Below are 26,002 nucleotides of genomic sequence, written 5' to 3' on the forward strand. Positions count from 1 at the left end.
TCACTCCCCGTTCGGTTCCAGTAATTCCTCCACACCCACACCATAATCCTCGCGCATCGCCTCGACCCGCTCGGCGTTGTTTTCCAGCCAAAGATCGAACTGAGCGATCAGCTTAGGATGCTTGGTGGTCGAGACATGATAGGTGCCACGGTCGTAAGGCAGATCGTCGCGAAACACCAACCGGTCTGCCGGCAGGCCGTTCTCCGCGGCCACATGCTTCGCCACGGCGACGTTGGCGTAAGCCGCATCGATCCGGCCGGCAAAAAGCTGGCGCAGCACTGGCACAAGATCGGTGCTCTCGATCAGCTCCAAGGAACCGCTTTCCAGGTGATCGAGCCAGGCCCAGGGCGTGAAACCGAGGACGGTTCCGATGAGCTGTACGTCGTCGGCTCCGTCCTGCGCTTCGGTCACGAGGTTGCCGTCGATGTAGGTCATGGCTGGGGCGCTGTAGCTGATGGTCCAGCCCTGTTTGCGATCTTCCGCCCAACGGGGATTGTCCGGGTATTTCAAATCTATGCGGCCGGAGAGCAGCCCGCTGTAGAGCCGGGTGATTGGCAGCGGCCTGTAGATCAGCTCGTATCCATGATCCGCCGCAAAGGCATCCAGCACGGCCCGGCCAAATCCGGCGTATTCGCCATTCTCGTCGCGGCCGTAGGCCGGCAGGTAGTTCAGTTCCTCGACGCCCACGATCAATGGTGAGCCCTTGTCCTGTGCCGCGACCAAGCCGGGCACAGCGACCACGGTCGCCAGAATGCACAGGAAACGCTTAACAGAGTCCATCCCCACACGAGTCCCCTTCCCTGCCGCTCGACCTGGAACCAGGCGAGCTGAATAACGAAGTAAGCGCTGCGGCCGTTCAGACAAGTTTGTAATGCGCTTCCATTGGCGTGCATGCCTCGCCATTGATTGGCAGCATGTCTTGCGGGCAAGCGGACATCACAGCAATACAATCCATCTCGGCGCGCATATCGACATAATCACCGGCCTTCGATACAGGCGCTTCAAAGGCAACATTCCCAGCGGCATCGACCGGAATATTCATCCAGAGGTTCAAGGGGCCAGGACACTCCGGCGCGCGCTGGCCAATGGCACGCATCGCCGCATGCAGGTTGTCGGTGCAATTCTCGTGATAGTCCCGGCACCCCAATCCGGCGTAGCGATGACTGTCGCATGCAGCGATCAGCGTGTCATGAATCCCTGGTGAGGTGTCTTGCGTCAGGGTGAGAATGGGCCGTCGCCGGTTGGTGACAAGGGCGTCTCCGGCCTTGGGAAAGATCCGGCCCAGACCGGCTCGCAGGTGCTCCATTGAGAGGAACTCCAGAGGATCCTCGGCACTGAAAGCCCAGAAGTCCACGACCTGGCTGCCATGGGTGTTGATGATCCGCAACGTCTGTCCCCGGACGAGCCGCTGTGCCCTGCCCCGGCGCGGTGGAATGCGCTCAAGTGCGTCCATGCCCTGTCTCCTCGCTCTCTTCTCAAATCGCCGCTTTGGGAAACTTACGGCGTCCAGCAGCTGTCTTAGCTAAGTGTGGCAGAGGATTACAGACAACACCCTATGTAAAGCGGGCCTGCTTTGTGCACTGCTGCTCCTTCCCGACGAGAGACCGGCGATGGGGCAGGACACGCCGGCAGCGCAAGTCCGGCTGGAACTTCGGGGCGGCGATCGTTTGAGCGGGCATGTCCTGGCCGAGGACGACGAAGTCATTACTATTCTCACCAGTTTCGGCGCGGAAGTGGCCGTTCCCCACGAAGAGATCACGGCGGCCGAGTGGCTGGACGAGGCCCCGCCCGAGCCTGTGCATACCGACCCAACGCAGGCATCACGGCTGGCGGAACCGGAAGAGCCAATCGAGATCACCGGCGAGATGGAGTTGGGCGCGGCACTGGTAGCCTCGGCCCGGGATCGCCGCGACTACCTCTCCCGACTCGACCTCACTTTCCGGCGCGGCGGCGACCACCTTCGTCTGCGCGGACTGGTGGATATTCAGGAAGCCGACGACGTTGCGTTGCGCAATCGCCAGAGTGCTGCCGTTTCCTTTCAGAAGGAACTGACGGCGCCCTGGTTCACGACGCTGTCCGGGCGCTGGCTGCGGGACACGACAACAGGGCTCAGTCACCGCACGACTGCTTTCGCACAAGCAGGCCGGACTATCTTTGACAATGACCTGCACAGTCTCACGGCAAAGGCCGGGCCAGGTTTCGCTGAAGAGCATCGCACGGATGGAACCGATTGGATCACGCCCCTGCTGGCATGGGGAATCGAGTACGAATTCTACTTCACCGGTTTCTGGGAGCGCTTCTCCCTGCGCCACGAGCAGGAGGGCAGCGTCGATCCCCGGGGCAGTCCCTTGCGTCTGCTGCTGGAAAGTGACACCGCTCTGCGCTATCGCATCACGGACGACCTCTATATCGCGTTGAGCGGCACCGTCGATCTCGACAGCCTGTCCCCGGACACGGCACGGACCTTGGATCGAAGGCTGCAGCTGCGCCTGGGCTATGCCTGGTAGGCGTTGCTGTCCTTGCGGGCCAAGGCTTAACGATTAAACTTGCCGCATGTCTGAGCCCCCTTCCCCGCACAAGCCCGCAATTGATCGCCTGCTCGCGGTTATGGCGCGACTGCGCGATCCCCAGGATGGCTGCCCCTGGGACGTGGCCCAGACATTCGAGACCATTGCGCCCTTCACCATCGAGGAAGCCTATGAGGTCCACGATGCCATCGAGCGTGGTGACCGGGCGGCGCTGTGTGACGAGCTGGGCGACCTGCTGCTCCAGGTCGTTTTTCATGCCCGCATGGCGGAGGAAGAAGGCAGCTTCGACTTCGATGACGTTGCCGAAGCGATCGAGCGCAAGATGCTGGATCGCCACCCCCACGTGTTCGGAGATAGGACTTACGAAACGCCCAGGGCCCAGAAGCTGGGATGGGAAGCGATCAAGGCACAGGAACGCGCCGCCAAGGGAGAGAAGGGCGTCCTCGACGGTGTGCCGCCTGCCCTGCCCGCGCTGCTGCGCGCCTGGAAACTGCAGCGCCGTGCAGCCCGAGTGGGCTTTGACTGGCCAACCGTGGAGCCGGTGCTGGCAAAGGTGAGGGAAGAGCTGGACGAACTCGAGGCCGAACTCGCCGGCACCGTCGACAGAACGCGCGTCGAGGAAGAGCTGGGCGACTTGCTGTTTTCCATTGTCAACCTGGCACGGCACCTCGACGTCGAGCCGGAAACGGCTCTGCGCCGCGGGAATGCGAAGTTCGAACGGCGCTTCCGCCAGGTGGAAGCCGAAGTGGCGGACGCCGGCGCGCCCCCGTCGGCATGCTCTTTGGAGCAGCTTGAAGCGGCCTGGCAGAACGCCAAGAGTCGCGAAGCATCAACTGACCCGTCCAAGGATACAAAAGGAGATAGACAGGGATGATCACGCAAACCGACCCTTCCAGCCTCACGGTCTTCATCACCGGTGCAACCGCCGGCTTCGGAGCCGCCGCCGTGCGCCGCTACGCAAAGGCGGGCGCAAAGGTGATTGCCACCGGCCGCCGGCAGGACCGCCTTGACGCGCTGCGGGACGAGCTGGGCGCCAATGTGCACGTCAGCCGCCTCGACATTCGCGACAAGGCGGACATTGATCGCTGCCTGGATGGACTTCCCGACGGGTTCAAGGACATCGATGTCCTGGTGAACAACGCCGGCCTGGCCTTGGGGCTCGAGCCGGCGCATAAGGCCATCCTCGACGACTGGACCACGATGATCGAGACCAACGTGACGGGGCTTGTCTATGCCACCCGCGCCATTCTGCCGGGCATGGTGGCGCGTGACCGAGGCCATGTGGTGAACATCAGCTCCGTGGCGGCCAACTACCCCTACCCCGGCGGCAATGTCTACGGAGCGACCAAGGCTTTCGTGAAGCAGTTCTCGCTCAACCTGCGCGCCGATCTTTTGGGCAAGCAGGTGCGGGTGACCAACATCGAGCCGGGCATGGCCGAGACCGAGTTCTCAGAGGTGCGCTTCAAGGGCGACAAGGGCCAGGCCTCCAAACCCTATCAGGGCCTGCAGCCCATGACGGCAGACGACATCGCCGAGGCAATCTTCTGGGTCACCACCCTGCCCCGGCACGTGAACATCAATCGATTGGAGATGATGCCTGTGATGCAGGCCTTCTCGCCCTTCTCGGTGCACCGCGAAAGCGAGTAGCTCTATTCGCCCAGCAGCGTCGTCTGCAGGGCATCCCAGTGCGCCGCATCCGCTGCCAGGAGCAGCCCCGGCGCGCGATAATCCCTGGCCGTGTAGGGCCGCCCGTTCAGGAGGCGGCCCTGCCCGCCGGCCTCTTCGAGGATCAACACACCCGGACAGTGGTCCCAGGGTTTGGTCTTGGTGAAGAGTGCGAAGTCGCTGTCGCCTGTCGTCAGGCGCAAATACTCCTGGCCCGCGCAGCGCAAGCTCTTGAGGCGCCCCACTTTCGACTCGTTGCGGGACAAGAGGCGAGCCACCTGGGGATCGCTTGTCGAACCGAAGTGCAGCGTCCCGTGCAAAGCGGCTCCCGCCCTGCCGAGAGTCGAGCGCAGGCGTTCGCCGTTCAGGTAGGCCCCCTCCCCTTGCTCGGCGATGGCCATGCGCTCGCCGACCGGATCGTAGATCCAGCCACCAAGTGTTTCGGTGCCCCGGGTCAGAGCTACCATAACCGCAAAGGTCGCGCTGCCGCGTGCGAAGTTACCCGTTCCGTCAATTGGGTCGATGATCCAGACATAGCGATCGCCCTCCAGGCGATCGAGCACCGTGGGGTCGTCTTCGACCGCCTCTTCGCCCACGACCAGTGAGTCGGGCAGGAAATCGGGCAGGCGCCGCTCGAGTTGCCGTTCCACTGCAATATCCGCAACGGTCACCAGGTCACCTGCCGCCTTGCGGCGCACATCCTCATCAGCCAGGGCGCGAAAGCGCGGCATGGCCTCTTCCGCGGCCACTTCGCGCAAGACCGCACCAATGCGCTCAAAATCCGGAAGCATCACCAATCCGCTTACAGTGGTCGAGTTCAATCAGGCTTTGATACACAAAGGGCCGCGGGTTTCCCCGCGGCCCCAGTGTTCGCTTTGAACGGTCCGAGTGACGGGGCTTAGAAGCCCATGCCACCCATGCCGCCCATACCACCCATGCCGCCCATATCGGGGGCACCGCCGCCGGCGCCGTCCTTCGGCTCCGGCTTCTCGGCAATCATGGCCTCGGTGGTGATCATCAGGCCGGCGACCGAAGCCGCGTCCTGCAGGGCCGTGCGCACGACCTTGGTCGGGTCGATGATGCCAGCCTTCACGAGGTTGGTATACTCGCCGTTCTGGGCGTCGTAGCCCCACTCGACGTCAGTGCTCTCCAGCAGCTTGCCAGCGACCACAGCGCCGTCAGTACCGGCGTTCTCGGCGATCTGACGGACCGGAGCCTGGATGGCACGGCGCACGATCTCCACGCCCACCTTCTGGTCGGCATTCTCGACGGAGACGCTCTCCAGTGCCTTCAGCGCGTACAGCAGTGCCGTACCGCCGCCCGGGACGATGCCTTCCTCGACCGCCGCGCGGGTGGCGTGGAGGGCGTCGTCAACGCGGTCCTTCTTTTCCTTCACCTCGACCTCGGAGCCGCCGCCGACGCGGATCACCGCAACGCCGCCGGCGAGCTTCGCCAGCCGCTCCTGCAGCTTCTCACGGTCGTAGTCGGAGGTGGTCTCCTCGATCTGCGCCTTGATCTGGGCGACCCGAGCTTCGATGTCCTGCTTCTGGCCCGCACCATCGACGATGGTGGTCTCTTCCTTGGTGATGTCGATCTTCTTCGCTTCACCAAGCATGTCGAGAGTGACGTTTTCGAGCTTAATGCCGATGTCCTCGCTCACGACCTGACCGCCGGTCAGAACAGCGATGTCCTCGAGCATGGCCTTGCGGCGATCGCCGAAGCCCGGAGCCTTCACGGCCGCGACCTTCAGGCCGCCGCGCAGCTTGTTGACCACCAGGGTCGCCAGGGCTTCGCCCTCGACATCCTCGGAGATGATCAGCAGCGGACGAGACGACTGAACCACGGCCTCGAGCACCGGCAACATGGCCTGCAGGTTCGAGAGCTTCTTCTCGTGCAGCAGGATGTAGGGGTTCTCGAGCTCGCAGATCATCTTCTCGGAGTTGGTCACGAAGTACGGCGAGAGGTAGCCGCGATCGAACTGCATGCCCTCGACGACTTCGAGCTCGGTCTCGAGGCTCTTGGCCTCCTCGACGGTGATGACACCCTCGTTGCCGACCTTCTGCATGGCCTCTGCGATCATCTCGCCGACCGTACGATCGCCGTTGGCGGAGATGGTGCCAACCTGAGCAACTTCCTCCGGCTTGGAGATCTTGCGCGAACGGCTGCGCAGATCCTCGACCACCACGGCCACGGCAGCATCGATGCCGCGCTTCAGGTCCATGGGGTTCATGCCGGCGGCCACCGACTTGGAGCCTTCGCGCACGATGGCCTGGGCCAGAACGGTCGCGGTCGTCGTGCCGTCGCCGGCGGTGTCGTTGGTCCGGGAAGCGACCTCACGCACCATTTGGGCGCCCATGTTCTCGAACTTGTCGGAAAGTTCGATCTCCTTGGCGACCGTCACACCGTCCTTGGTGATGCGCGGGGCGCCGAAGGACTTATCGAGAACCACGTTGCGGCCCTTGGGACCCAGGGTCACCTTCACTGCGTCGGCGAGGGTATCCACGCCGCGCAGCATGCGCTGACGCGCATCCGTGCTAAATTTAACTTCTTTCGCAGCCATGCGTTCGCTCCTTGCTGCTGGAATTCTTCAATGATCGAGGGCGCTTCGCGCTTACACTCAGGCGAGCACACCCATGATGTCGGACTCGCGCATGATCAGCAGCGTCTTGCCGTCGATCTTCACTTCGGTACCGGACCACTTTCCGTAGAGGACGGTGTCGCCTTCCTTGACGTCAAGCGGGTTAACCTTGCCGTCATCGCCCCGGGCACCCGGGCCCACGGCAACGATCTTGCCCTGCTGCGGCTTTTCCTTGGCGGTGTCCGGGATGATGATGCCGCCGGCGGTCTTCTCTTCGGCGTCAAGCGCCTCCACCACCACGCGGTCGTGCAACGGGCGGAACTTCATTCTCGTCCTGCTCCCTTTATCCGGAGGTCTGTATCTATTGTCGGGGACGGAGCCCCTTCTGGCACTCACCTGTCGTGAGTGCTAACGATCCCGGAGATAGGCAGTCGGACCGGCGAAGTCAACCTTAGTGAACAGCCGTACCGCCGGGACGTGGTTGCGATGTCAGGGCGTCGCGATGTCAGGGCGTCGTGATGTCGGGCTTCGCGATGCTGGTCAGTGTTCCGCGGGAACGGAGGGACCCGACCCGTCCTCCTGCATGGGCAGGCGGTCGAAGCGTGCGCGCTCGATGGGAGAGAGGCTGACACGCAGCCACGTGTGGCCGTCGCCTTCTTCCCGGTCCAGGACCTGGCCATGCTGATAGAGCCAGGCCAGCGTCTTGCCGTCGGCCGCGTCCACTTCCAGTTCCAGGACTTCATGGTCGCGCTGCAGCCCCTGACGCACCGCTTTGAGCAAGTCAGGCAGGCCTTCGCCGGTGAGCGCGGATACGGCCACCAGATGGTCTTCGCGCGCGCACTGCGCCTGCAATGCAGCGCGCGCCTCGGGCTCCAGAAGATCGATCTTGTTGAAGACCTCGATGACCGGCCGTTCACCGGACTCGCCCGGACCGAGTCCGAGATCGTGCATGATCGCGTCCACCGACGCCTTCTGCTCTTCATGCTCCGGATCGCTTACATCGCGCACGTGCACGATGACATCAGCAGAGATCACTTCCTCCAGCGTGGCCCGGAAGGCCGCGACCAGATGCACCGGCAGATCGGTGATGAAGCCGACTGTATCCGAGAGAATGATGGTCTCGCCCGACGCCAGCTCCAGCCGCCGCATGGTGGGGTCGAGCGTGGCGAAGAGCATATCTTCGGCCATGACGTCGGCCCGGGTCAGCGTGTTGAAGAGCGTGGATTTTCCGGCGTTGGTGTAGCCCACCAAAGCCACGACCGGATAGGGCACCTTCTGTCGTGCGCTGCGATGCAGGCCGCGCGTGCGCTTGACCTGTTCGAGATCCTTCTTCAGCCGGAGGATCTTCTCATCCAACATGCGCCGGTCGAGTTCGATTTGGCGTTCACCCGGACCGCCCATGAAGGCGCCACCGCTGCGCTGACGCTCCAAGTGAGTCCAGGAGCGCACCAGACGCGAACGCTGATAGGTCAGCGCTGCGAGATCGACTTGCAGTCGCCCTTCCTTGGTCCGGGCGCGTGCCCCGAAGATCTCCAGGATCAGGCCCGTGCGGTCGATGACCTTGCGATCCAGTGCGCGCTCCAGATTGCGCTGCTGGCCAGGGGAGAGCGTGCAGTCGAAAACCACGAGATCGGCTTCCGTCCCCTCGGCCTGGGACGCCAAGCGCTCGACGACCCCTCCGCCAACAAAGGTCGCCGGATAGGGGCGGTCGATCGGGGCGATATCCGTGCCCACAACCTCCAGCCCGATGGCCTGGGCGAGGCCGATGGCCTCCTGCAAGCGGGCATCGGCCGAACGCTCCGATTGCCCAGGCCCAGGCTTCACTGCTGGATGCAGCACCAGGGCGCGCCCCGCACTCCCTTCGGTAGTAGGGGTGGTCGCGCTCTGCTTAGAAGTCTCTTGCGTCAGTCCTCGGCTCCTTCCTTGTCGGTGACCTCGAACAGCTGAATCGGTGCCGATGGCATGATCGTGGAGATCGCATGCTTGTAGACGAGCTGCGAGTGCGCGTCGCGACGCAGCAGCACGCAGAAATTATCAAACCAAGTGACAATACCCTGCAGCTTCACCCCATTGACCAAGAAAATCGTGACCGGAATCTTGTTCTTGCGGATGTGGTTGAGGAAGACATCTTGTACGTTTTGCGACTTTTCACCGGCCATTGCGTTAGACCCTCTTCTTTCTCTTTCGCTTCATTATTGGCGCTTCGTTATTCGTATGGGCCATTCGAACCAAGCGCAGCAATGCCTGGTCGGCTCCAATCCATTTCGCTGGCGCATCGGCCGCCATCATGCCGGATGCATCGCTTCTCCGGAAAACCTTGCCTGGGACGCCGTCTCCACCAACGCCAACAACGCTGAGAAGTCCGGCAGGTGCGCCGCCACACGCACCCCCGCGAACTCGCCATCGGCGGGTGCTTCCTGGCGCAACAGCACGCCCGTGCAGCCGGCATTGGCCGCACATAGCAGATCGACATCGGTATCGCCGATAAACCACACAGCAGAGGTGGGTTCCACCTGCATCGAACGCAAGGCCATCCGGACCGGTTCTGCGTCAGGCTTGTCCCGGGTGGCATCGTTGGCCCCCACGACGGCACCAAAGTAGTCGGACCAAGCCAATGCCTCGACTTCCCGCCGTAAATAGGGCCCAGCCTTGTTGCTGACCACCCCCATCGGCACGGACAACTGCGCCAAGGTTGCAAGGCAGGCCTGCGCGCCCGGCAGGCTTCGCAGGCCTTCCAGATGCCGTTGCGCGAAGCTGTCGTAGAAAATCGTCATCGCCTCGTCGGCCTGCGCGCCGAACAGCTTGGGGAAGGCTTCGCGCGCCGACTCGCGCACGCGCTCGCGTGCTTCCTGCAAGGTCCAGGGGGTCATGCCGAACGCGAGAAACGTGTCCTTCAGGGCCAGATGAATTGTGCCCCAACTATCGATCAGGGTGTTATCCCAGTCGAAGAGGATCGCCGCAGGCGCCGGCAATGTGGCTTGCGCTTCCGTCAAGCCGCCTGCTCCTGCTTTTGACGAGTGGCCGGATCGGCGGTTACGTAGTCGATGTAGAGCTGACGCAGGCGCATGGTCAGCATGCCGGGGTGCCCGTTGCCCACCGGCTTGCCGTCGATCTCGACGATGGGCATGACCAGATTGGTGCTCGATGTGAGAAAGGCTTCGCGCGCGGCATAAGCCTCCTCCACCGTGAACGGCCGCTCCTCGAACTCCATGCCGGCAGCTTTTGCCGCCTCGATCAGGGAGTGCCGCGTTATGCCGCTCAGGATCAAGTGATCGGCCTTGCGCGTGACCAGCTTGCCGTCGGCCGTGACGATCCAGGCGTTGGTGGCCGAGCCCTCACTGACCGTACCATCGCCTTCCACCAGCCATGCTTCCGCCGCGCCGGCCTCCACCGCCTCCTGCTTTGCCAGGCAATTGGGCAAGAGTGATATGGACTTGATGTCCCGCCTTTGCCACCGGATGTCGGGCGTGGTGATGACCTTGATGCCCTTCTCCAACTGCTCAGGCGTGTGCGGCTTGGTCTGCCGCACGGTCATCACCAGCGCGGGTTTGGCCGCTTTCGGAAACTTGTGGTCTCGCGGCGCCACGCCGCGCGTCACCTGCATGTAGAGAAAGCCGTAGGTCAGTTGGTTGCGGCGCATCACCTCGGCGCTGATCATCTTTAGCACCTGGCGCGACTTCGGCATAGCGATGCGCAACTCAGAAAGTGAGCGCTCCAGCCGGTCCAGATGCGCTTCCTCATCGATCAGCTGCGAGTAAAACACGGGAACGACTTCATATACGCCGTCCGCAAACTGATAGCCGCGATCCTCGATGTGAACCGCAGCATCGCGATGCGGAACGAAGCGACCGTTGACGTAGGCAATGCGCGGCATGGTCATCCCTTTGGTAAACAATGGTCCGTGGGTACAGGCGCAGAATAGCTTTCGGTCAGAAGAATTCCAGCTTAACGGAAAAGAGGCGCTCAACCTTTTTCACCGCGCCCGGCTTGGCGAAGAGCACGACCAGATCGCCCGCCTGGATCACCGTTCCGCCGCGTGGCACCACGAAGGCTCCGTTGCGCACCAGCGCTCCGATCACCACCCCTTCGGGCAGCCCAGCCTCGCGAATGCTGCTGCCTGCAAGCCCCGATGTTTCAAGCACCTCGGCCTCGATCACCTCCCCCACGCCGTCGGCCAGGGAATGGGCGGCCCGGATTCTCCCACGCCGCACATGCTGCAGGATGGTGGAAACGGTGATCGCTCTTGGGCTGACAACCGTGTCCACACCCAGTCCGGGCAGGAGCTGGGCGTAGGAGGTGGAGTTGATCAGGGTGATCGCGCGGCCACAGCCCTGCTTCTTGGCAAGCAGCGCGGCCAGGATGTTCACCTCGTCTTCATTGGTGACAGTGATGACCGTTTCGGCAGTACCGACGTTGGCTTCCGCCAGAATATCCTGCTCCAGCGCGTCTCCATGGATCACGACTGAACGTCGTAGGGTCTGAGCCACGCGCTCCGCGCGCACCTTGTCGAACTCGATGACCTTCAGCTGCACGTAGCTGTGCCGCTCCTCAATGGAGCGCGCCAGTTCCAGACCGATATTGCCGCCACCGATCAACACCAGGCGCCGCGCCTCCTTCTCGGCATAGCCGAAGGAGAGCATCGCGCGCTCCAGGTGCGCGGTCTCACACATGAAGTAAACGTCGTCGCCGGGCTGCAGCTCGTCGTCACCGCCCGGCGCGATAACACTGTCGCCGCGTCTGATGGTGACCAGGTAGATGTGCAGGTCGGGAAACAGGTCAGTCAGTTGCCGCAGTGGCGTGGAGATGATCGGCGTTTCCTCGCGGACGTGCACGCCCACGAGCGTTACCTTGCCGCCTGCCAGGGTGATCGCATCGAAAGCGCCGGGAATCATCAACCGGCGTTCGATCGCACGCGAAACCTCGACCTCGGGCGAGATGATCACGTCTATCGGCAAGTTCGATGCCGAGAAAAGATCGGACCATAAGGGATTGAGATAACTTTGGTTTCTTATGCGTGCGATCTTCGTCGGCACTTCGAACAGCGAGTGGCCAACCTGACAGGCAACCATATTGACTTCGTCCGCATAGGTCACCGCGATCAGCATGTCCGCGTCCTGGGCCCCTGCCCGTTCCAGCACGTCCGGGTGCGAGGCGAAGCCCACCACGCCGTTGACATCCAGCAGGTCGGTAATCTTCTGGATAAGCTCCGGCGACTGGTCGACGACTGTGACGTCCGCCGATTCTCCAGCCAGATAGCGGGCGATATTGAAGCCGACCTGCCCTGCCCCGCAGATGATGAATTTCATGCGGCCCTACCGTTCCGAGGTCGAGATGCCCAGCAGGCGCAGTTTGCGATGCAGCGCGGAGCGCTCCATTCCAACGAACGCTGCCGTGCGCGAGATGTTGCCGCCGAAGCGGTTGACCTGGGCGTCGAGGTACTGCTTTTCGAAGCGCTCGCGAGCCTGGCGTAGCGGCAGCGCCAGAAGGTCGGCGGCACCATTGCCGCTGAGCGCCGGCGTCTGCGAGGTGATTTCCGGCGGGAGCATGTCCGCGCCGATCGGATCCCCGGGCCCGCCGGGCGCCATGATCAACAGCCAGTCGACCACGTTGCGCAACTGACGGACATTCCCTGGCCAGTCGTAGCTCTGCAGCCCCACCAGGGCATCCTCCCCCAGCTTGCGCGACGGCATGCCTGCGTTGTTCGCCGCGCGCTGCATGAAGTGCGCGACAAGGTCCGGGATATCCTCGCGGCGCTCTCGCAAGGCAGGCACGCGGATGGGCACGACATTCAAGCGGTAGAAGAGATCTTCGCGGAAACGCCCTTCCTCGATCAGGCTGGCCAGATCGCGATTGGTCGAAGCCACTACCCGCACGTCGACCTCCACGCGCCGCGCGCCGCCGACGCGCGTGAAGCTCTGGTCCTGCAAAACGCGCACGATCTTGCCCTGGGTCTCGAGCGGCATGTCCGCGACTTCATCCAGGAGCAGCGTGCCACCATGGGCCCGCTCGAACGTCCCGATCTTGGCCACGCGTCCCTGCTCACCGCCCTGCTCGACGCCGAAGAGTTCGCTTTCAAGACGGTCCGGATGCAAGGTGGCACAGTTGAGCGCCATGAAGGGACCGCTGCTGCGGCGTGAGTTCTGATGGATCAGGCGCGCAACCACCTCCTTGCCGGTGCCGGCTGCACCGGTGATCAGCACGCGGCTGCCGGTCGGCGCCACCTTCGTGACGGCCTGGCGCAGATGCGTGACCGCCGCGCTCTGCCCCAGGAGGTCGGTCTCAGGCGCCACCCGCAGGCGCAGTTCCTCGTTCTCAGCCCGCAGCCGCGCCGCCTCGATGGCACGCTCCACCACCAGGAGCAGGCGATCGGCCTTGAAGGGCTTCTCGATGAAGTCGTAAGCGCCGAGCTTGATCGCCTTGACCGCGGTTTCAATGTTGCCGTGGCCCGAAATCATGACCACGGGGACGCCGGCATGGTCGCGCTTGATGCGTTGCAGGATTTCCAAGCCGTCCATGCGGGAATTCTGCAGCCAGATATCCAGGATCACGAGATGAGGCCTGCGATCGCGCAAGCCATCCAGGGCTTCATCGGCATTGGCCGCGCCGCGCGTGGCGTGCCCCTCATCCTCCAGGACGCCGGAGATCAACAGGCGAATATCCGCTTCATCGTCAACGATCAGTATGTCGTGCGCCATTTCACCCTGCTCATTCGAATCCCGGATCCCGCAATTGAAAGGCGGCCATCCCGGTCAGTCCCTCAACCTGTTGCCTGCCGTTGACCCGCGGCGGTTTCGGACTCATCAGCCTCCTCAGCACCCGGCGTCCTGAGAAACTGCAGGACCACTCGCGCACCCTTGCCCTCGTGACGGTCGCTGAGCGCCAAGGTGCCTCCGTGATCCTCCATGATCTTTTTCACAATGGCCAGTCCCAGCCCCGTGCCCTTCTCCCGCGTGGTCATATAGGGCTCGGTTAGCCGCTCGCGCTCCTGCGCCGGCAGCCCACGACCGTTGTCCTCGATTTCCACTTCGACGCCTTCGGGGAGGCTGTGCAGCCGAACTTCCACAAGCCCCGGGTCGGGCGTTTCTCCGTTCTGCTCCTGGATGTGCTGGCGGGATTCTACGGAATCGGCGGCGTTCTGCAGAAGATTGGTAAGCGCCTGCCGGATCTGACCGGAATCCACCTGGAGGTAGATAGGTGCAGCAGGCGGTTCGTACTCGAAGCGGATGCCTTGGCGGGCCGCTCCCGCTTGCAGTTCTACCGACTGCGCCACGAGATGGCCCAGATCCTGGCGCGCCATCACGGGGGTGGGCATCCGGGCGAAGGATGAGAATTCATCGACCATGCGCCCGATATCGCCGACCTGGCGCACGATGGTATCCGTGCAGGCCTCGAAAACCTCGCGGTCGCTCTCGAGCTGTTTCAAATAGCGCCGTTTCAGGCGTTCGGCGGAGAGCTGAATGGGGGTGAGCGGGTTCTTGATTTCATGAGCGATGCGCCGCGCCACGTCGGCCCAGGCCGCCTTGCGCTGCGCGGACAGCAGTTCCGTGACGTCATCGAACGTCAGAACGAAACCGAGCAATCCGCCCTCGCCCACTTCCGCCAGCACCCGCACCAGGAAGGTGCGATTGTAGCCATCGCGCCGTGAAAGCGTGATCTGGCGCTCATGCGCGCGACCGGGGCGCCGCTCGGCCGTGTCCAGTAGGTCGCGCAGGTCGCGCGAGAGGTTGCCAATCCGCCGCCCCTTGAGTTGGCCTTCTTCAAGAGACAAAAGCTCGCAGGCGGAGCGGTTGACCAGGGTGACCCGGCGTTCTTCATTGAGGCCGATGACGCCGGCGGAAACACCGGCAAGCACCGTTTCGATGAAGCGCCGCCGCGCCTCGATCTGCCGATTGGCTTCCAGAAGCTCATCCTGCTGGCGCTCCAGGTCGCTGGTCATCCGATTGAAGGTCAGGCCCAAGGTGCCGATCTCGTCGCCGGGGTCGATGCCGTGCACGCGCACATGCAGATCGCCCGCCCCCACGCGCTCGGCCGCGGTCACCAGTCTTGCGATGGGCTGGCTCAGCCGGTCGGCGAAGGCAAGACCAACCCAGGAGGCGGCGAGCAATAGCAGTACAGCGATCAGGAAGAAGATCAGGGCGAAGGTGATGATGAGCCCCGTGCGCTCTCCCTCGATCTCTTCATAGACCTGGACGGCCGCCGAAGTCCGCTCCATGTGGCCGACGACGCGTGGATCGATGACCCGACCCACGAGCAGGTAGGTGTCGACATAGATATCAAGCTTCACCAAAGCTTTCAGCCGATCGCCATAATCTCCTGATAAGACGACGACACTTCCCCGCTCAGCCCGGTCGAGAGCAGCTTCCGGCAGGTCCGGGCGGACGTCGAGCAGAGACCCAAGGCCGACGCGGGCAATGACCCGACCGGAACGCTGGAATACCACCGCTTCCGTCAGCCCGCGCAGCGCCGCCTGATTGCCCAGCACCCGGGCAAACTGGTTCGGGTCGACGGTGACCAGGCGTCCCGAGCGGCTCACGCCATTGGCCACTGCGAGAATGTCCGCGTTGATGGTCCGGCGATGTTCCTGCTCGTAGGCTTCGGCCACAGCCAGCGATTCCTTGATCGCCGTGCTGACGCGATCGCTGAACCAGGACTGCAGGCCGAAATCGAACAGCAGCACGGCGAGCAGGGCGATGAAGAAGCTGGGCAGCACCGACACCAGTGCGAAGAGGCCGACCAGCCGGGTGTGCAGCCTAGCTCCAGCTGCGTCGCGACGACGTTCGGCCCAGAGCCGCAGCAGGCGCCGCGTGATCAGCGCCCCGAAGCAGACGAGCAGGATCAGGTCGAGCACCAGCAGTGCGAAAATACCGCGCGGCTCCTGCGCCCAGGGCAGGCGACCGGTCATGGCCAGGAACGTCGCCCCACCCGTCACCATGGCCGCGAGCAGCAGCACGATCGCCAGCGGACGGCCCAGCCGCTCCCAGCGGGAGGGACGGAGACTGGAGCTGCTCTGCAGCGCGCTCATGGGTCAATCACCAGGAACAACAACGGGCTCGCGCTTCTCGGCTTCCTCGAACGCCCCCTCACCGGGGCCTTCGCAACAGTTCGCACTATGCCAGCCTGTGGCAGAACGGCCACGCCTATTTTACGCCGCGAACCACCTCGATACCGAGTTCGCGGATCTTCTTGCGCAGGGTGTTGCGGTTGAGGCCGAGAACGTCGGCAGCCTTGAGCTGATTGCCCTGGGTCGCGGCCAGCGTAAGCTCCAGCAAGGGCTTCTCCACCTCGCGCAGCACCCGGTCGTAGAGCCCGCGCGCAGGCAGGCCGCCGGCGTGCGCCTCGAAGTACTCGGTCAACAAGCGTTCCACGGTCTGGCCCAGCGACCCGTCGCCTGCAGCGGTCTCCCGCGGCTCCTCAGCCGCTTCGCTCAGTTCGGCGCGGACGATGTCGACGCCAATCACCTCCTGGCTGTAGAGCGCGCCGAGCCTGCGAACCAGATTCTCGAGCTCCCGCACATTGCCGGGCCAGCGGTAGCGCTTCAGATGGTCCAGTGCCGCGCCATCGAGCTGCTTCGACGGCAGGCCTTCCCGCTGAATCTCGTTTAGGAAGTGCCGCACCAGTTCCGGCACGTCCTCCGCGCGTTCGCGCAGCGGCGGCAGGCGCACCGGCACCACGTTCAGGCGATAGTAGAGATCCTCGCGGAACTGGCCGCTGCGCACCATCTGGCGCAGATCCCTGTGCGTGGCCGCCACGATGCGCACATCGGCGCGGATCGGTGCCCGCCCGCCCACGGTGGTAAACTCGCCTTCCTGCAGCACGCGCAGCAGTCGGGTCTGCGCTTCCAGTGGCATGTCGCCAATCTCGTCCAGGAAGAGCGTGCCGCCGGCGGCCTGCTCGAAGCGTCCGGCGTAGCGCTGGCCGGCGCCCGTAAAAGCGCCGCGTTCGTGGCCAAACAGCTCGCTTTCGATCAGTTCCCGCGGGATCGCCGCCATGTTCAGCGCAACAAAGGGCCCGTGCCGGCGCTTGCCGTAGTCGTGCAGCGCCCGGGCCACCAGTTCCTTGCCGGTGCCGGACTCGCCGTGAACGATGGTGGTGAGATCGGTGGTCATCAGTCGCGCCAGGACGCGATAGACATCCTGCATGGCCGGAGAGCGGCCGATAAGCGGCAGCTGCTCCTCATCGGCTGCCGCGTCCTGGCCGTCCGCCTGTTCCTGGCCGTCCGACAGCGCGCGTTCCACCACCTGCAGCAGCTCTCGCAGGTCGAAGGGTTTGGGCAGATACTCGAAGGCGCCGCGCTCCGTGGCCTTCACGGCGGTGAGCAAGGTGTTCTGCGCACTCATCACCAGGATGCGCAGGCGCGGGCGCAGCCGCTTGATGCGCGGAATGAGGTCCAGCCCACTTTCATCCGGCATCACCACGTCGGTGATCACCAGATCGCCCTCGCCTTCCTGCACCCACTGCCAGAGCGTGGCTGCGTTTCCCGTAGCGCGCACCAGATAGTCTTCCCGCCCAAGCGCCTGGGACAGCACGGTGCGGATGGCCCGATCGTCGTCGGCGACCAGAATGGTGCCCTTGCTCATCCCTCCCCCTCACTCAGCCTTGGGCAGCATCAAGTTGAAGAGCGTGCGCCGCGGCTCGCTCTCGAACTCGATGACGCCCCCGTGGTCGTCGACAATTTTCGCGACCAGCGCCAGCCCCAGACCCTTGCCCTGTGCCTTATTGCCGATGAATGGCTCGAACAGGTGCGATTGCAGGCTTTCGGAAATACCCGGGCCGTTGTCCCTGATGCTGACCACCAGCGGCAGGTCGATCCGGCTGGCGGCGCCGGGTACCGCCAGGCGCACACCCTGCTGGTAGCGGGTCGACAGTTTGATCTCGGCGTTCGCGGTTTCGGCCGTCGCTTCGGCAGCATTCTTGACGAGATTGAGAATCGCCTGAATCAGCAGATCGCGATTGCCATACACCGGTGGCAGCGAAGGGTCATAGTCCTCAATGAAGCGCACATGCCGCCCGGCACCGTGTTCCACGATCCGGCGCACCCGGCCGAGCACTTCATGGATGTTGACCGCCGTGCGCTCCACGGGGCGGTTATCGGAGAAGGTTTCCATGCGGCCGACCAACGCCACGATGCGGTCGGTCTCCTCGCAGATGAGGCGCGTCAGCGTGCGTTCAGAGTCATCCGCCGACAGTTCGAGCAGCTGGGCAGCACCACGAATGCCGGACAAGGGGTTCTTCACCTCATGCGCCAGCATGGCCGCCACAGCGGTGATGGAGCGCGCCGCGTTGCGGTGGACCTGCTGGTGCTCCATGCGCCGGGCCATGGTGCGCTCTTCCAGGGCCACCACGATGCAATCCGGCCGCTCGGGCAGCGGCGTGACTTCGGCTGACACCACATGCAAGCCGATGCGCGGGCTTTCGAGGGTGACGTCGAACTCAAACACGCTATAGCCGGCCCGGCGCACTTGGTCGATCAGGGCGCAGAGCGGGCTGTCATCCGGGAGAAAATACCCCAGGCTGCGCGTGCGCAGGACAGCGCTCGACACGCCGAGAAACTGTTCGGCGGCGAGATTGGCGTAGAGAAAGCTGTTCTTAGCGTCGAGCAGGAAGACGGGTTTGCCCAGTGCGGAGAGCACGGCGGCGGCGTCGGGTAGATCGGCCGCAGTGTCCTGTACTGGGGACACACCTTCGCGTATCGAATTGCTCTGTTGCGGGCCCATCAGGCTGCCAGCGCCTCCGCCTCTTGCATGAAGAGCTGACTGATCGCCTGACGCACCTTGGCGGGATCGGGCTCCCGGTTGACGGCAACACGGAAGTCATTGGCACCGCGCAGTCCCTGCGCGTACCAGCTCAGATGCTTGCGCGCCATGCGCACACCACTGGCTTCGCCGTAGTGCGAGAGCATCGCGTCATAGTGTTCGAGAACCAGGTGACCGCGCTCCGTCGGCGTTGGTTCGGGCGAACTCTGCTCCTGGCGAAGGTAGTCGATCACCTGGCGCAGCAACCACGGCCGACCGCAAGCAGCCCGCCCGATCATCACGCCGTCGGCGCCGGAGCGCCGCAAGGCTTCGACGGCGCCCGGCCCGTCGCCGATGTCGCCATTAACCACCAGGGGCAAAGAGGTCGCCGCGCGGACAGCGGCCACTGCATCCCAGTCGGCCGAGCCGCCATACAGCTGGCAGCGGGTGCGGCCGTGAACCGTGATCATCTGGATACCAGCCTGCTCGGCAATGCGCGCCAAGGAGGGTGCGTTGCGATTGGCATCATCCCAGCCAAGCCGCATCTTCAAGGTCACGGGCAGGGACACCGCGCGCACCACGGCCTCCAGGATGCGGCCGGCCAGCGCCTCGTCGCGCATCATCGCGGAGCCGGCCTGCTTGTTCACCACCTTCTTCACCGGGCAGCCAAAATTGATGTCGATGATGGCCGCACCCCGGTCGGCGTTGAGACGCGCCGCCTCGGCCATGACTTCCGGCTCGCAGCCGGCAAGCTGCACCGCCATGGGGAACTCTTCAGCGCAGTTGCTGGTCATCTTCATTGAGCGCTTGGTGGCGCGAATCATGGCCTCACTGGCGATCATCTCGGAGACCACCAACCCAGCCCCGGCGCGTTTGACCAACCTGCGGAAGGGCAAGTCGGTCACGCCCGACATGGGTGCCAGGATCACCGGATCTTCAAGCGTCACCGATCCCAATGATATGCTCATATTCGCGCCAAAGCCCGTCTCTGCACAAAGAATAGGCGGTTTCATAAGCCGGCGCGGGCGGCCTGTACAGTGTCCAGCATGCCCTCGCAGGAAACGGGCGTGTGCTAACCGAGCAGCACGTCGGTGACGAATTTAACGCCAGGGTAGGCCAGAGTAAGGAGCAGGTAGGCCAGCAGAACGACGCGCCCGGCCCTGCGCCCCCGCAACCCGCTGCGCGCCTGCAGCCACAAGAGGATCAGGATCAACAGGAAGGCCAGCACCGAAAGCAGGGTTTTGTGATCGATCGCCAGAGCCGGCGTCGACGCGAAGTATCGCAAGGCCCATCCGGTCAGAAGGTCGGCACCCAGCACCACTTCCGCCGCCAGCAAAAGACGAAACTGCAGCCTCTCCCCCTCGGCAATGGACGGCAGGCGGGCGCTGAAAACGCCGACCTGCTTTTGCTTCAGGCGCCGCTCCTGCAGGAAAACCGCCGCACCGGCGACGGCGGCCAGGGTCGCGAGGGCGTAGGTGGCCACGGCGGCGCTGATGTGCAGCAGCAGCCAGCCTTCCGGCAGGCCGACCACCCGGACCTGGCCTTCCCAGCCTGCCGTGGCCGTGGCCAGGAGACCCAGCAGCAGCAGATAAGGCAGCAGTAGGGAGCCGAGCCGCCAGGCCTCGCGCGACAGCAGGCAGAGCAGCGCGAAGAAGAGCAGCGTGGTCGTGATCGACAACCACAGCGCCAGTCCCAGGCTGCTGTCCCAGGCACCGACGAAGGCCCGCACGGCAAAAAGAGCGGACCCGGCCACGGCCAGCCCGAGAACGGCCCAGAAAAGGCTGTCGCGCCGCGGGGTCGGGCGCCAGGGCAGCAGCGCTGCAGCCGGCGCCAGGGCGGCAAGGGCAAACAGAGACAACAGCGGCTTGTCGAGCATGCCGCACTTATAGCACCTCTTGGCCGGCACGACAGGGCACACTACTGTCGCCGGCGCACGACGCGGCTGACTCGAAGGATGGCATGAAACAGACTGTGGCATTGGTGGTTGCAGCCGGGCGCGGCAGCCGCTTTGGGAGTGTTGCGCCGAAACAGTATGCACGCCTGGGGAGATCACCCTTGCTACGGCACTGCCTCGAACGGCTCTGTGCCCACCCCGCAGTGGATGCGGTGCGCGCGGTGATTCATAGCGAGGATCGTGCGGCCTATGAGGCCGCCGCTGCCGGCCTGCGAATGCTGGAGCCTGTAGAGGGGGGTGCCACGCGGCAGGACTCGGTCCGACTGGGCCTGGAGAGCCTCACAGAACACGCGCCCGACCAGGTTCTGATCCATGACGGCGCCCGTCCCTTCCCCGCCACTGCGCTGATCGACCGGGTCCTGTTCGCGCTCGAAAGCCACAGCGGCGCAGTGCCAGCCCTGCCGGTGGTCGACACCCTCAAGCAACGCCAAGATTCGTTCCTGATCGGCGGGCCCGACCGCGAATCGCTGCTACGGGTGCAGACGCCCCAGGCCTTCCGCTTCGCGCCCATACTTGCCGCCCACCGAGCGGCGCGGACAAGCAACCTGACCGACGATGCCGCGGTTGCGGAAGCGAATGGGCTCGCGGTGGCTTGGGTCGAGGGCAGCGAGGAGAACTTCAAGGTGACGACCCGCGAGGACCTGCACCGTGCGGAACAGATGCTCGGACAGCAGTGGGAAAGCCGCAGCGGCATGGGATTCGACGTCCACCGCTTTGGCCCCGGCGATCATGTCATGCTTTGCGGCGTGGCCGTGCCCCATACACAAGGCCTCGTCGGACACTCTGATGCGGATGTCGGACTTCACGCACTCACCGATGCGCTTTTGGCAAGCATCGCCGCTGGCGACATCGGCCAGCACTTCCCTCCCTCCGATCCGCAATGGAGCGGGGCCGCCTCGGACAGCTTCCTGGGTCATGCCCTGGCACTGCTGCACGAGTGCGGCGGCCAACTCCGGCACGTGGACGTGACGCTGATCTGCGAGCGTCCCAAGATCGGCCCCTATCGCGAGGCCATGCGCGCCCGGCTCGGCGAAATCCTGGGGCTGTCGCTGGATCGCATCAGCATCAAGGCCACCACGACCGAGGGCTTGGGCTTTACGGGCCGCCGCGAAGGCATCGCAGCCCAAGCGATTGCCAGTGTAGTCCTGCCGCTATGAAGCAGTTGGCTTTTCTGCTCGCCACCTGGTTCGGCAGCGGCCGCCTGCCCGGCCCCGCCGGAACCTGGGGCTCGCTTGCTGCACTTCCCCCGGCAGCAGCCCTGGTCTGGCTTGGCGGGCCCTGGCTCCTCGCACTGGCCACCTTGGCGATCGCAGCGGCTGGCTGGTGGTCCAGTGAAGTCTACATCCGCACCACACAGCGGGAGGACCCGGGTGAAGTGGTGATCGACGAGGTGGCCGGTCAGTGGATGCCCCTGGTCGTGCTCCCCTTCGACCCCTGGGCCTGGCTGGTGGCCTTTCTTGCCTTCCGGCTGTTCGACATTCTCAAGCCCTGGCCGGTAAGCTGGGCCGACCGGCGCCTGCCCGGCGGGTTGGGCGTCATGGCCGACGATCTGCTCGCAGGCCTCTATGCCGCAGTGCTAATCGGGGTTTTTTGGCCGTACCTGGAGATATAATTCATGTATTCACACGAGTTACTGGACATAACAGAGAAGTTGGTTGAAGAGCTCCGGCAGCGCGGACAGCAGATAACCACTGTTGAATCCTGCACCGGTGGTTTGCTGGCCGGGCTGCTCACCACCGTTCCCGGAACCTCGGATGTCTTCGACCGCGGCTTTGTCACCTATTCCAATGACGCCAAACAGGAGATGGTGGGCGTTCCCGAGGCACTGCTCCGCGAACACGGAGCAGTCAGCCGGGAGGTCGCGGAGGCCATGGCCAGTGGCGCCCTGGATCGCTCACCAGCGGACTTTGCCATTTCGATCACCGGTATCGCCGGGCCCACCGGCGCAACTGCGGCCAAGCCGGTCGGGCTTGTGCACTTCGGCCTTGCAGGTCGCGGCGGACTGCTTCTCCACCGGCAGGAGCACTTCTCCGGCGACCGAACCGCCATCCGCCTGGCAAGCGTCGAGGTGGCCCTGGAACTGTTGAATGCGGGGCTTGCTTAAGTGTCCCTACCCCCTCCGCCGAGTGCGCGTCTGACTGTTATTGGTGTTACCGACCTCCTGCTGGTCGTGATCGTTGTGCTTGGAGGCCTGCGTCTGCTGCTGCCCTTGCTGGGCGGCATAGCCGCGCCCGATCCCCTCTCCGGTGACGCGCTTCGTTCCGGCCTGCTGCCGCTGTTGCTCTCCATTCTGGCCCAGTCGGGCATGACGCTGGCGGCGCTGTATCTGGTGGTCATCCGCATGCGCGGCCTGACCTGGCAGGATCTGGGATTGGTGGCACCGCCTCCCGGCTGGCTGACGCGCGGTGTCCTGCTTGCACTGGTGGCGGTGCCCCTGGTGGGACTGGTCAATCTCACGGTCCAAAGGATTCTGGATCAGCCGATCGACAACCCACAGATCGAACTCTTGTCCCCGGTCGCCATTTCACTGTCCAACTATCTGGTCATGCTGGTGTTGGCAGCCGGGTTGGTGCCCCTCGTCGAGGAGTTGGCGTTCCGCGGTCTCTTGCAGGGGTGGCTGCGTGAACGCTTCGGACCGCAGGCGGCCATGGCGGTATCCGCTCTGGTCTTTGCCTCGATGCACGGCATACCCAGCCTCATCCCAGCACTTCTGGTGGTCGGCGGGCTTCTGGCCTGGCTCTACGAGCGCAGCGGATCGCTCTGGCCGTCCATCGCCATGCACGCGGCCTTCAATGCCATCATGACCACGCTGCTCTATCTCGCCCTGCAGGCCGGCGCTTTCGCAGAGTGATCCTGGCACGGCTCAAAGAACCGCTCAACCGCCGCGCAGCGCGTCCAGCTGTTCCGGCGTGTCCACATCCGTGAGGACGGCGTCGTCCGGCATCGGCACTTCCGCGACCTGGTCCGGGTAGTTGCCAAGCAGCGGACGGGCTCCCAGGTCACCGGAGATCTCCATGACCTCCGCAAAGTAGCGCCGGGCGAAAAGCACCGGATTGCCGCGGCGTCCCTGGCGCATGGGCAGACAGATCGAGCGGCCTTCCACCGGCGAGAAGGCGGCGATCAATCGGTCGATCACCTCGGCAGTGACCTTCGGCATATCACCCAACAGGACGACAGCGCCGTCGCAATCGTCAGGCAGTGCCGCCAGACCGCGGTGCAGGGAGGTGCTGAGGCCGTGGGCATAGTCCGGATTGTGTATCGTGCGGACCTTCTCGGGCGCCAGCACGCTCTCCACCGCTTCATGCTCATGGCCGGTCACGACCAGCACCGAATCAGCCTGGGAGGCCTTGGCCGCGCGCACGGCGTGGAGCACCAGAGGAGAGCCCTCGATCTCCTCCAGTAGTTTGTTGCGCTCGCCCATCCGACTTGAGCGTCCGGCCGCGAGCACGATGGTGGCGATACGCGGCGCGCGTGGGGCACTTCTGTCCTCCACGGCTTCGGCACGGGGCAAGGGTCGGGCGCCGCTTTCCTTGAGCAGCCCGCCGGCACCCATGCGCATGATGTCTTCGCGGCGCACCGGCACATCGGCCACCACCCGCTGCAGCACCCAGTCGAAGCCGTTCAGCTTCGGCGACCGCGCGCAGCCTGGCAGGCCCAGCACCGGAACCTCGCCGATCCGCGCCATGAGCATAAGATTGCCCGGATCCACCGGCATGCCGAAATGCTCGATCTCGCCGCCGGCCTTTACGATACCGCTGGGCACGACATCGCGGCGGTCGACGATGGCGGAAGCGCCGGAGACCAGCACCAGCTCCGCGCCCTCTCCCACCTTGCGTGCCACCGCCTGCGCCACAGCAGCGCTGTCGTGGGCACAGCGGCTTTCCTTGAGGGATTCAATGCCGAGCGCCGCCAGACGCTGCTTGATCGCCTCGTGAGTCTTGTCGAGCAGTGCTTCCTTCTGCCCCGGAAGCGAGGTCTGGACCAGGGCCACCTTTTTGCGCTGAAAAGCCGCGACCCGCAGGAGTCTGCCAGGGTCTGCTGCCACCTCCAGGCAACGCGCCAGCGCCGGCTTGGGCGCAGAAAAGGGGATGATCTTCACCGTGGCCAGCATCTGCTTCGGCTCAACCACCTCAAAGGGAGCGAGTGCAGCCAGGGTGATCGCCTCGTCTTCGAGATTGAAGGCATCCAGGCGCGCCCGGTCGTAGACCAGCAGGCCGCGCCGCGCCGCCAGGATATTGCATCGTCCGGTAAAAGCGGCCGAGGTTCGGGTGCCGGTTCCCGCCATGGCCTCGGCCAGTCGCTGGGCCGCGGCGTCCTCGTGGACATCCTCTTCTTCCAGACGTGCGGCTATGACCGTTTCCACGCGCGCCTGCTGCAGCGCACGAATATCCTCGGCGTCGAGCCGGCGGCCCTTCTTGAAGTTGAGGGAGCCCAGCCGCAGGGAATGCGCCAGTATGGTGCCCTCGGCTTCGGCAACGGCCGTTTCCTCGAACCTCATCCCCTACGCTCCCCTTTCACCAGCGGTGGCGCGCGGCGCAGCGCTGCGGTCATCTCCGCCAGCACCGACACCGCGATTTCTGCCGGGCTACGCGCACCGATCGCCAGTCCGGCCGGTCCGTGAATGCGAGCAAACGCTGCGTCATCGAGGCCTTCGGCACGCAGACGCTCCAGGCGCCGGGCATGGGTTCGTGTCGAGCCGAGCGCGCCGACGTAGAAGGCGGGAGAGACCAGTGCCTTGATGAGCGCCGGATCATCCAGCTTTGGGTCGTGCGTGAGCGTCACCACCGCACTGCGCTCATCCGGCCGAAAGACCTCGAGGGCGTCATCCGGCCACTCGGTGACCATCTCCACATCCGGAAAACGCTCTTCGGTCGCCCAGGCGCGCCGGGGATCGATCACGGTTACTGCGTAGCCGGCCAGCCGTGCCATGGGCACCAGGGCCTGCGAGATGTGCACCGCCCCGACAATTGCCAGGCGCAGCGGTGGCAGGAAGACCTGAACGAAATGGCGCCCATCCTCCAACAGACCGCTGCGGTCCTGTCGCAGCCGTTCCGCTGCGGCTTCCCGAAGTTCAGGCGTGGCCTCCAGATCGCCTTGCACACGATCGCCCTCGATCAAAAGCTGTCGGCCGCTTTCAATCTCGGTGACGAGCGCCACGGGTGCCTTGCGGCGTCGGGCGTTCAACAGGTCGTCGAGAACTGCGCGCTTCACCGGTCACTCTCCCAGGCGTTCGACGAAAACCTCTACCTTTCCGCCGCAGGCAAGGCCCACTTCCCAGGCCATCTCATCGCTGACGCCGAAGTCGAGCAGGCGCGGCTTGCCGTCCTCCAGCGCAGCGCGCGCCTCGGAGACCACAGCCCCTTCGATGCAGCCACCGGACACCGATCCGACCATGTTGCCCTGCCGGTCCACCAGCAGCTGGCTACCGACCGGTCGGGGCGAAGAGCCCCAGGTGGAAACCACCGTTGCCAGGGCGACTTCCCGTCCCTCATCCAACCAGGCTGCCGCCTGGCCTAGCACCTCGTCGCTGCCAGCCCAGGCCATG

At 64.5% G+C, this 26,002-nt stretch carries 26 protein-coding genes; 7 read left to right on the forward strand and 19 right to left on the reverse strand.

Going from position 1 to position 26,002, the window contains the following annotated elements:
* Window positions 1–780: a substrate-binding periplasmic protein gene (locus ABZ720_RS00105; RefSeq protein WP_366552543.1), complete on the reverse strand. Its 780-nt coding sequence runs from the start codon at window positions 778–780 to the stop codon at window positions 1–3.
* Window positions 781–856: 76 nt separating this feature from the next.
* On the reverse strand, window positions 857–1,453 hold the full coding sequence (locus ABZ720_RS00110) for a DUF1989 domain-containing protein (protein WP_366552545.1): 597 nt from the start codon (window positions 1,451–1,453) through the stop codon (window positions 857–859).
* Between the two features lie 157 nt (window positions 1,454–1,610).
* Between ABZ720_RS00110 and ABZ720_RS00115 the strand changes: the two genes are divergently transcribed.
* The 3 genes from ABZ720_RS00115 to ABZ720_RS00125 are packed head-to-tail and all read left to right on the forward strand — an operon-like array spanning window position 1,611 to window position 4,175.
* Window positions 1,611–2,507, forward strand: coding sequence for a DUF481 domain-containing protein (locus ABZ720_RS00115; protein ID WP_366552547.1), 897 nt, complete (start codon window positions 1,611–1,613; stop codon window positions 2,505–2,507).
* A gap of 46 nt (window positions 2,508–2,553) precedes the next feature.
* Window positions 2,554–3,402, forward strand: a complete 849-nt coding sequence (mazG, locus tag ABZ720_RS00120; RefSeq protein WP_366552549.1) for a nucleoside triphosphate pyrophosphohydrolase — start codon at window positions 2,554–2,556, stop codon at window positions 3,400–3,402.
* Complete coding sequence (locus tag ABZ720_RS00125; RefSeq protein ID WP_366552551.1) at window positions 3,399–4,175, forward strand: SDR family oxidoreductase; 777 nt, start codon at window positions 3,399–3,401, stop codon at window positions 4,173–4,175. Before mazG ends, ABZ720_RS00125 begins: the two co-directional genes overlap by 4 nt.
* Window positions 4,176–4,177: 2 nt before the next feature.
* On the opposite strand, the gene ABZ720_RS00130 is transcribed toward ABZ720_RS00125, so the two are convergent.
* The 14 genes from ABZ720_RS00130 to ccsA all read right to left on the reverse strand — a co-directional run bounded on the left by ABZ720_RS00130 (window position 4,178) and on the right by ccsA (window position 20,379).
* Window positions 4,178–4,984: an inositol monophosphatase family protein gene (locus ABZ720_RS00130; protein ID WP_366552553.1), complete on the reverse strand. Its 807-nt coding sequence runs from the start codon at window positions 4,982–4,984 to the stop codon at window positions 4,178–4,180.
* Between the two features lie 107 nt (window positions 4,985–5,091).
* The gene (groL, locus tag ABZ720_RS00135) at window positions 5,092–6,753 is read right to left on the reverse strand and encodes a chaperonin GroEL (RefSeq protein ID WP_366552555.1); all 1,662 of its coding nucleotides are present in this window, start codon (window positions 6,751–6,753) and stop codon (window positions 5,092–5,094) included.
* 57 nt (window positions 6,754–6,810) lie between these two features.
* Window positions 6,811–7,098, reverse strand: coding sequence for a co-chaperone GroES (groES, locus tag ABZ720_RS00140; protein WP_366552557.1), 288 nt, complete (start codon window positions 7,096–7,098; stop codon window positions 6,811–6,813).
* Between the two features lie 213 nt (window positions 7,099–7,311).
* Window positions 7,312–8,595 (reverse strand): GTPase HflX, encoded by a 1,284-nt coding sequence (gene hflX / locus ABZ720_RS00145; protein WP_366552559.1) that lies wholly within the window; start codon window positions 8,593–8,595, stop codon window positions 7,312–7,314.
* A gap of 80 nt (window positions 8,596–8,675) precedes the next feature.
* Window positions 8,676–8,930 carry an RNA chaperone Hfq gene (gene hfq / locus ABZ720_RS00150; protein WP_275822358.1) on the reverse strand — a complete coding sequence of 85 codons (255 nt, stop codon included), beginning with the start codon at window positions 8,928–8,930 and terminating at the stop codon, window positions 8,676–8,678.
* Window positions 8,931–9,056: 126 nt separating this feature from the next.
* Window positions 9,057–9,764 carry an HAD family hydrolase gene (locus tag ABZ720_RS00155; protein WP_366552562.1) on the reverse strand — a complete coding sequence of 236 codons (708 nt, stop codon included), beginning with the start codon at window positions 9,762–9,764 and terminating at the stop codon, window positions 9,057–9,059.
* Window positions 9,761–10,645, reverse strand: a complete 885-nt coding sequence (locus ABZ720_RS00160; RefSeq protein WP_366552564.1) for a D-amino-acid transaminase — start codon at window positions 10,643–10,645, stop codon at window positions 9,761–9,763. Before ABZ720_RS00160 ends, ABZ720_RS00155 begins: the two co-directional genes overlap by 4 nt.
* Before the next feature lie 55 nt (window positions 10,646–10,700).
* Window positions 10,701–12,077, reverse strand: coding sequence for a Trk system potassium transporter TrkA (trkA, locus tag ABZ720_RS00165; protein ID WP_366552566.1), 1,377 nt, complete (start codon window positions 12,075–12,077; stop codon window positions 10,701–10,703).
* A gap of 6 nt (window positions 12,078–12,083) precedes the next feature.
* The gene (gene ntrX, locus ABZ720_RS00170; RefSeq protein ID WP_366552569.1) at window positions 12,084–13,466 is read right to left on the reverse strand and encodes a nitrogen assimilation response regulator NtrX; all 1,383 of its coding nucleotides are present in this window, start codon (window positions 13,464–13,466) and stop codon (window positions 12,084–12,086) included.
* A gap of 62 nt (window positions 13,467–13,528) precedes the next feature.
* Window positions 13,529–15,793, reverse strand: coding sequence for a sensor histidine kinase NtrY-like (locus ABZ720_RS00175; RefSeq protein WP_366552571.1), 2,265 nt, complete (start codon window positions 15,791–15,793; stop codon window positions 13,529–13,531).
* A gap of 115 nt (window positions 15,794–15,908) precedes the next feature.
* On the reverse strand, window positions 15,909–17,348 hold the full coding sequence (ntrC, locus tag ABZ720_RS00180; protein ID WP_366552573.1) for a nitrogen regulation protein NR(I): 1,440 nt from the start codon (window positions 17,346–17,348) through the stop codon (window positions 15,909–15,911).
* Between the two features lie 9 nt (window positions 17,349–17,357).
* On the reverse strand, window positions 17,358–18,485 hold the full coding sequence (locus ABZ720_RS00185) for a two-component system sensor histidine kinase NtrB (RefSeq protein ID WP_366552575.1): 1,128 nt from the start codon (window positions 18,483–18,485) through the stop codon (window positions 17,358–17,360).
* The gene (gene dusB, locus ABZ720_RS00190) at window positions 18,485–19,471 is read right to left on the reverse strand and encodes a tRNA dihydrouridine synthase DusB (RefSeq protein WP_366552577.1); all 987 of its coding nucleotides are present in this window, start codon (window positions 19,469–19,471) and stop codon (window positions 18,485–18,487) included. The genes ABZ720_RS00185 and dusB overlap by 1 nt, the downstream gene beginning before the upstream one ends.
* A 104-nt stretch (window positions 19,472–19,575) precedes the next feature.
* Complete coding sequence (ccsA, locus tag ABZ720_RS00195; RefSeq protein ID WP_366552580.1) at window positions 19,576–20,379, reverse strand: cytochrome c biogenesis protein CcsA; 804 nt, start codon at window positions 20,377–20,379, stop codon at window positions 19,576–19,578.
* Between the two features lie 83 nt (window positions 20,380–20,462).
* On the opposite strand from ccsA, the gene ABZ720_RS00200 reads away from it, so the two are divergent.
* From ABZ720_RS00200 to ABZ720_RS00215, 4 genes are read left to right on the forward strand one after another with little or no spacing between them, the layout of a single operon-like run.
* Window positions 20,463–21,614, forward strand: coding sequence for a bifunctional 2-C-methyl-D-erythritol 4-phosphate cytidylyltransferase/2-C-methyl-D-erythritol 2,4-cyclodiphosphate synthase (locus tag ABZ720_RS00200; protein ID WP_366552582.1), 1,152 nt, complete (start codon window positions 20,463–20,465; stop codon window positions 21,612–21,614).
* Window positions 21,611–22,069 (forward strand): phosphatidylglycerophosphatase A family protein, encoded by a 459-nt coding sequence (locus tag ABZ720_RS00205; RefSeq protein WP_366552584.1) that lies wholly within the window; start codon window positions 21,611–21,613, stop codon window positions 22,067–22,069. The genes ABZ720_RS00200 and ABZ720_RS00205 overlap by 4 nt, the downstream gene beginning before the upstream one ends.
* 3 nt (window positions 22,070–22,072) lie before the next feature.
* Window positions 22,073–22,561, forward strand: a complete 489-nt coding sequence (locus tag ABZ720_RS00210) for a CinA family protein (protein ID WP_366552586.1) — start codon at window positions 22,073–22,075, stop codon at window positions 22,559–22,561.
* Complete coding sequence (locus ABZ720_RS00215) at window positions 22,562–23,308, forward strand: CPBP family intramembrane glutamic endopeptidase (protein WP_366552588.1); 747 nt, start codon at window positions 22,562–22,564, stop codon at window positions 23,306–23,308.
* A gap of 24 nt (window positions 23,309–23,332) precedes the next feature.
* Here the strand turns inward: ABZ720_RS00215 and ABZ720_RS00220 are convergent, their stop codons facing one another.
* From ABZ720_RS00220 to ABZ720_RS00230, 3 genes are read right to left on the reverse strand one after another with little or no spacing between them, the layout of a single operon-like run.
* Window positions 23,333–24,955, reverse strand: a complete 1,623-nt coding sequence (locus tag ABZ720_RS00220) for an NTP transferase domain-containing protein (RefSeq protein WP_366552590.1) — start codon at window positions 24,953–24,955, stop codon at window positions 23,333–23,335.
* A complete protein-coding gene (locus ABZ720_RS00225) occupies window positions 24,952–25,668 on the reverse strand; it encodes an XdhC family protein (protein ID WP_366552592.1) in 717 nt (238 codons plus the stop codon). The genes ABZ720_RS00220 and ABZ720_RS00225 overlap by 4 nt, the downstream gene beginning before the upstream one ends.
* A 3-nt stretch (window positions 25,669–25,671) precedes the next feature.
* On the reverse strand, window positions 25,672–26,001 hold the full coding sequence (locus tag ABZ720_RS00230; protein WP_438264070.1) for an XdhC family protein: 330 nt from the start codon (window positions 25,999–26,001) through the stop codon (window positions 25,672–25,674).
* Window position 26,002 lies beyond the last annotated feature (1 nt).

The sequence above is a fragment of the Aquibaculum sediminis genome, assembly GCF_040712085.1.
In the GTDB taxonomy this organism is placed as follows: Bacteria; Pseudomonadota; Alphaproteobacteria; order Kiloniellales; family DSM-21159; genus Aquibaculum; species Aquibaculum sediminis.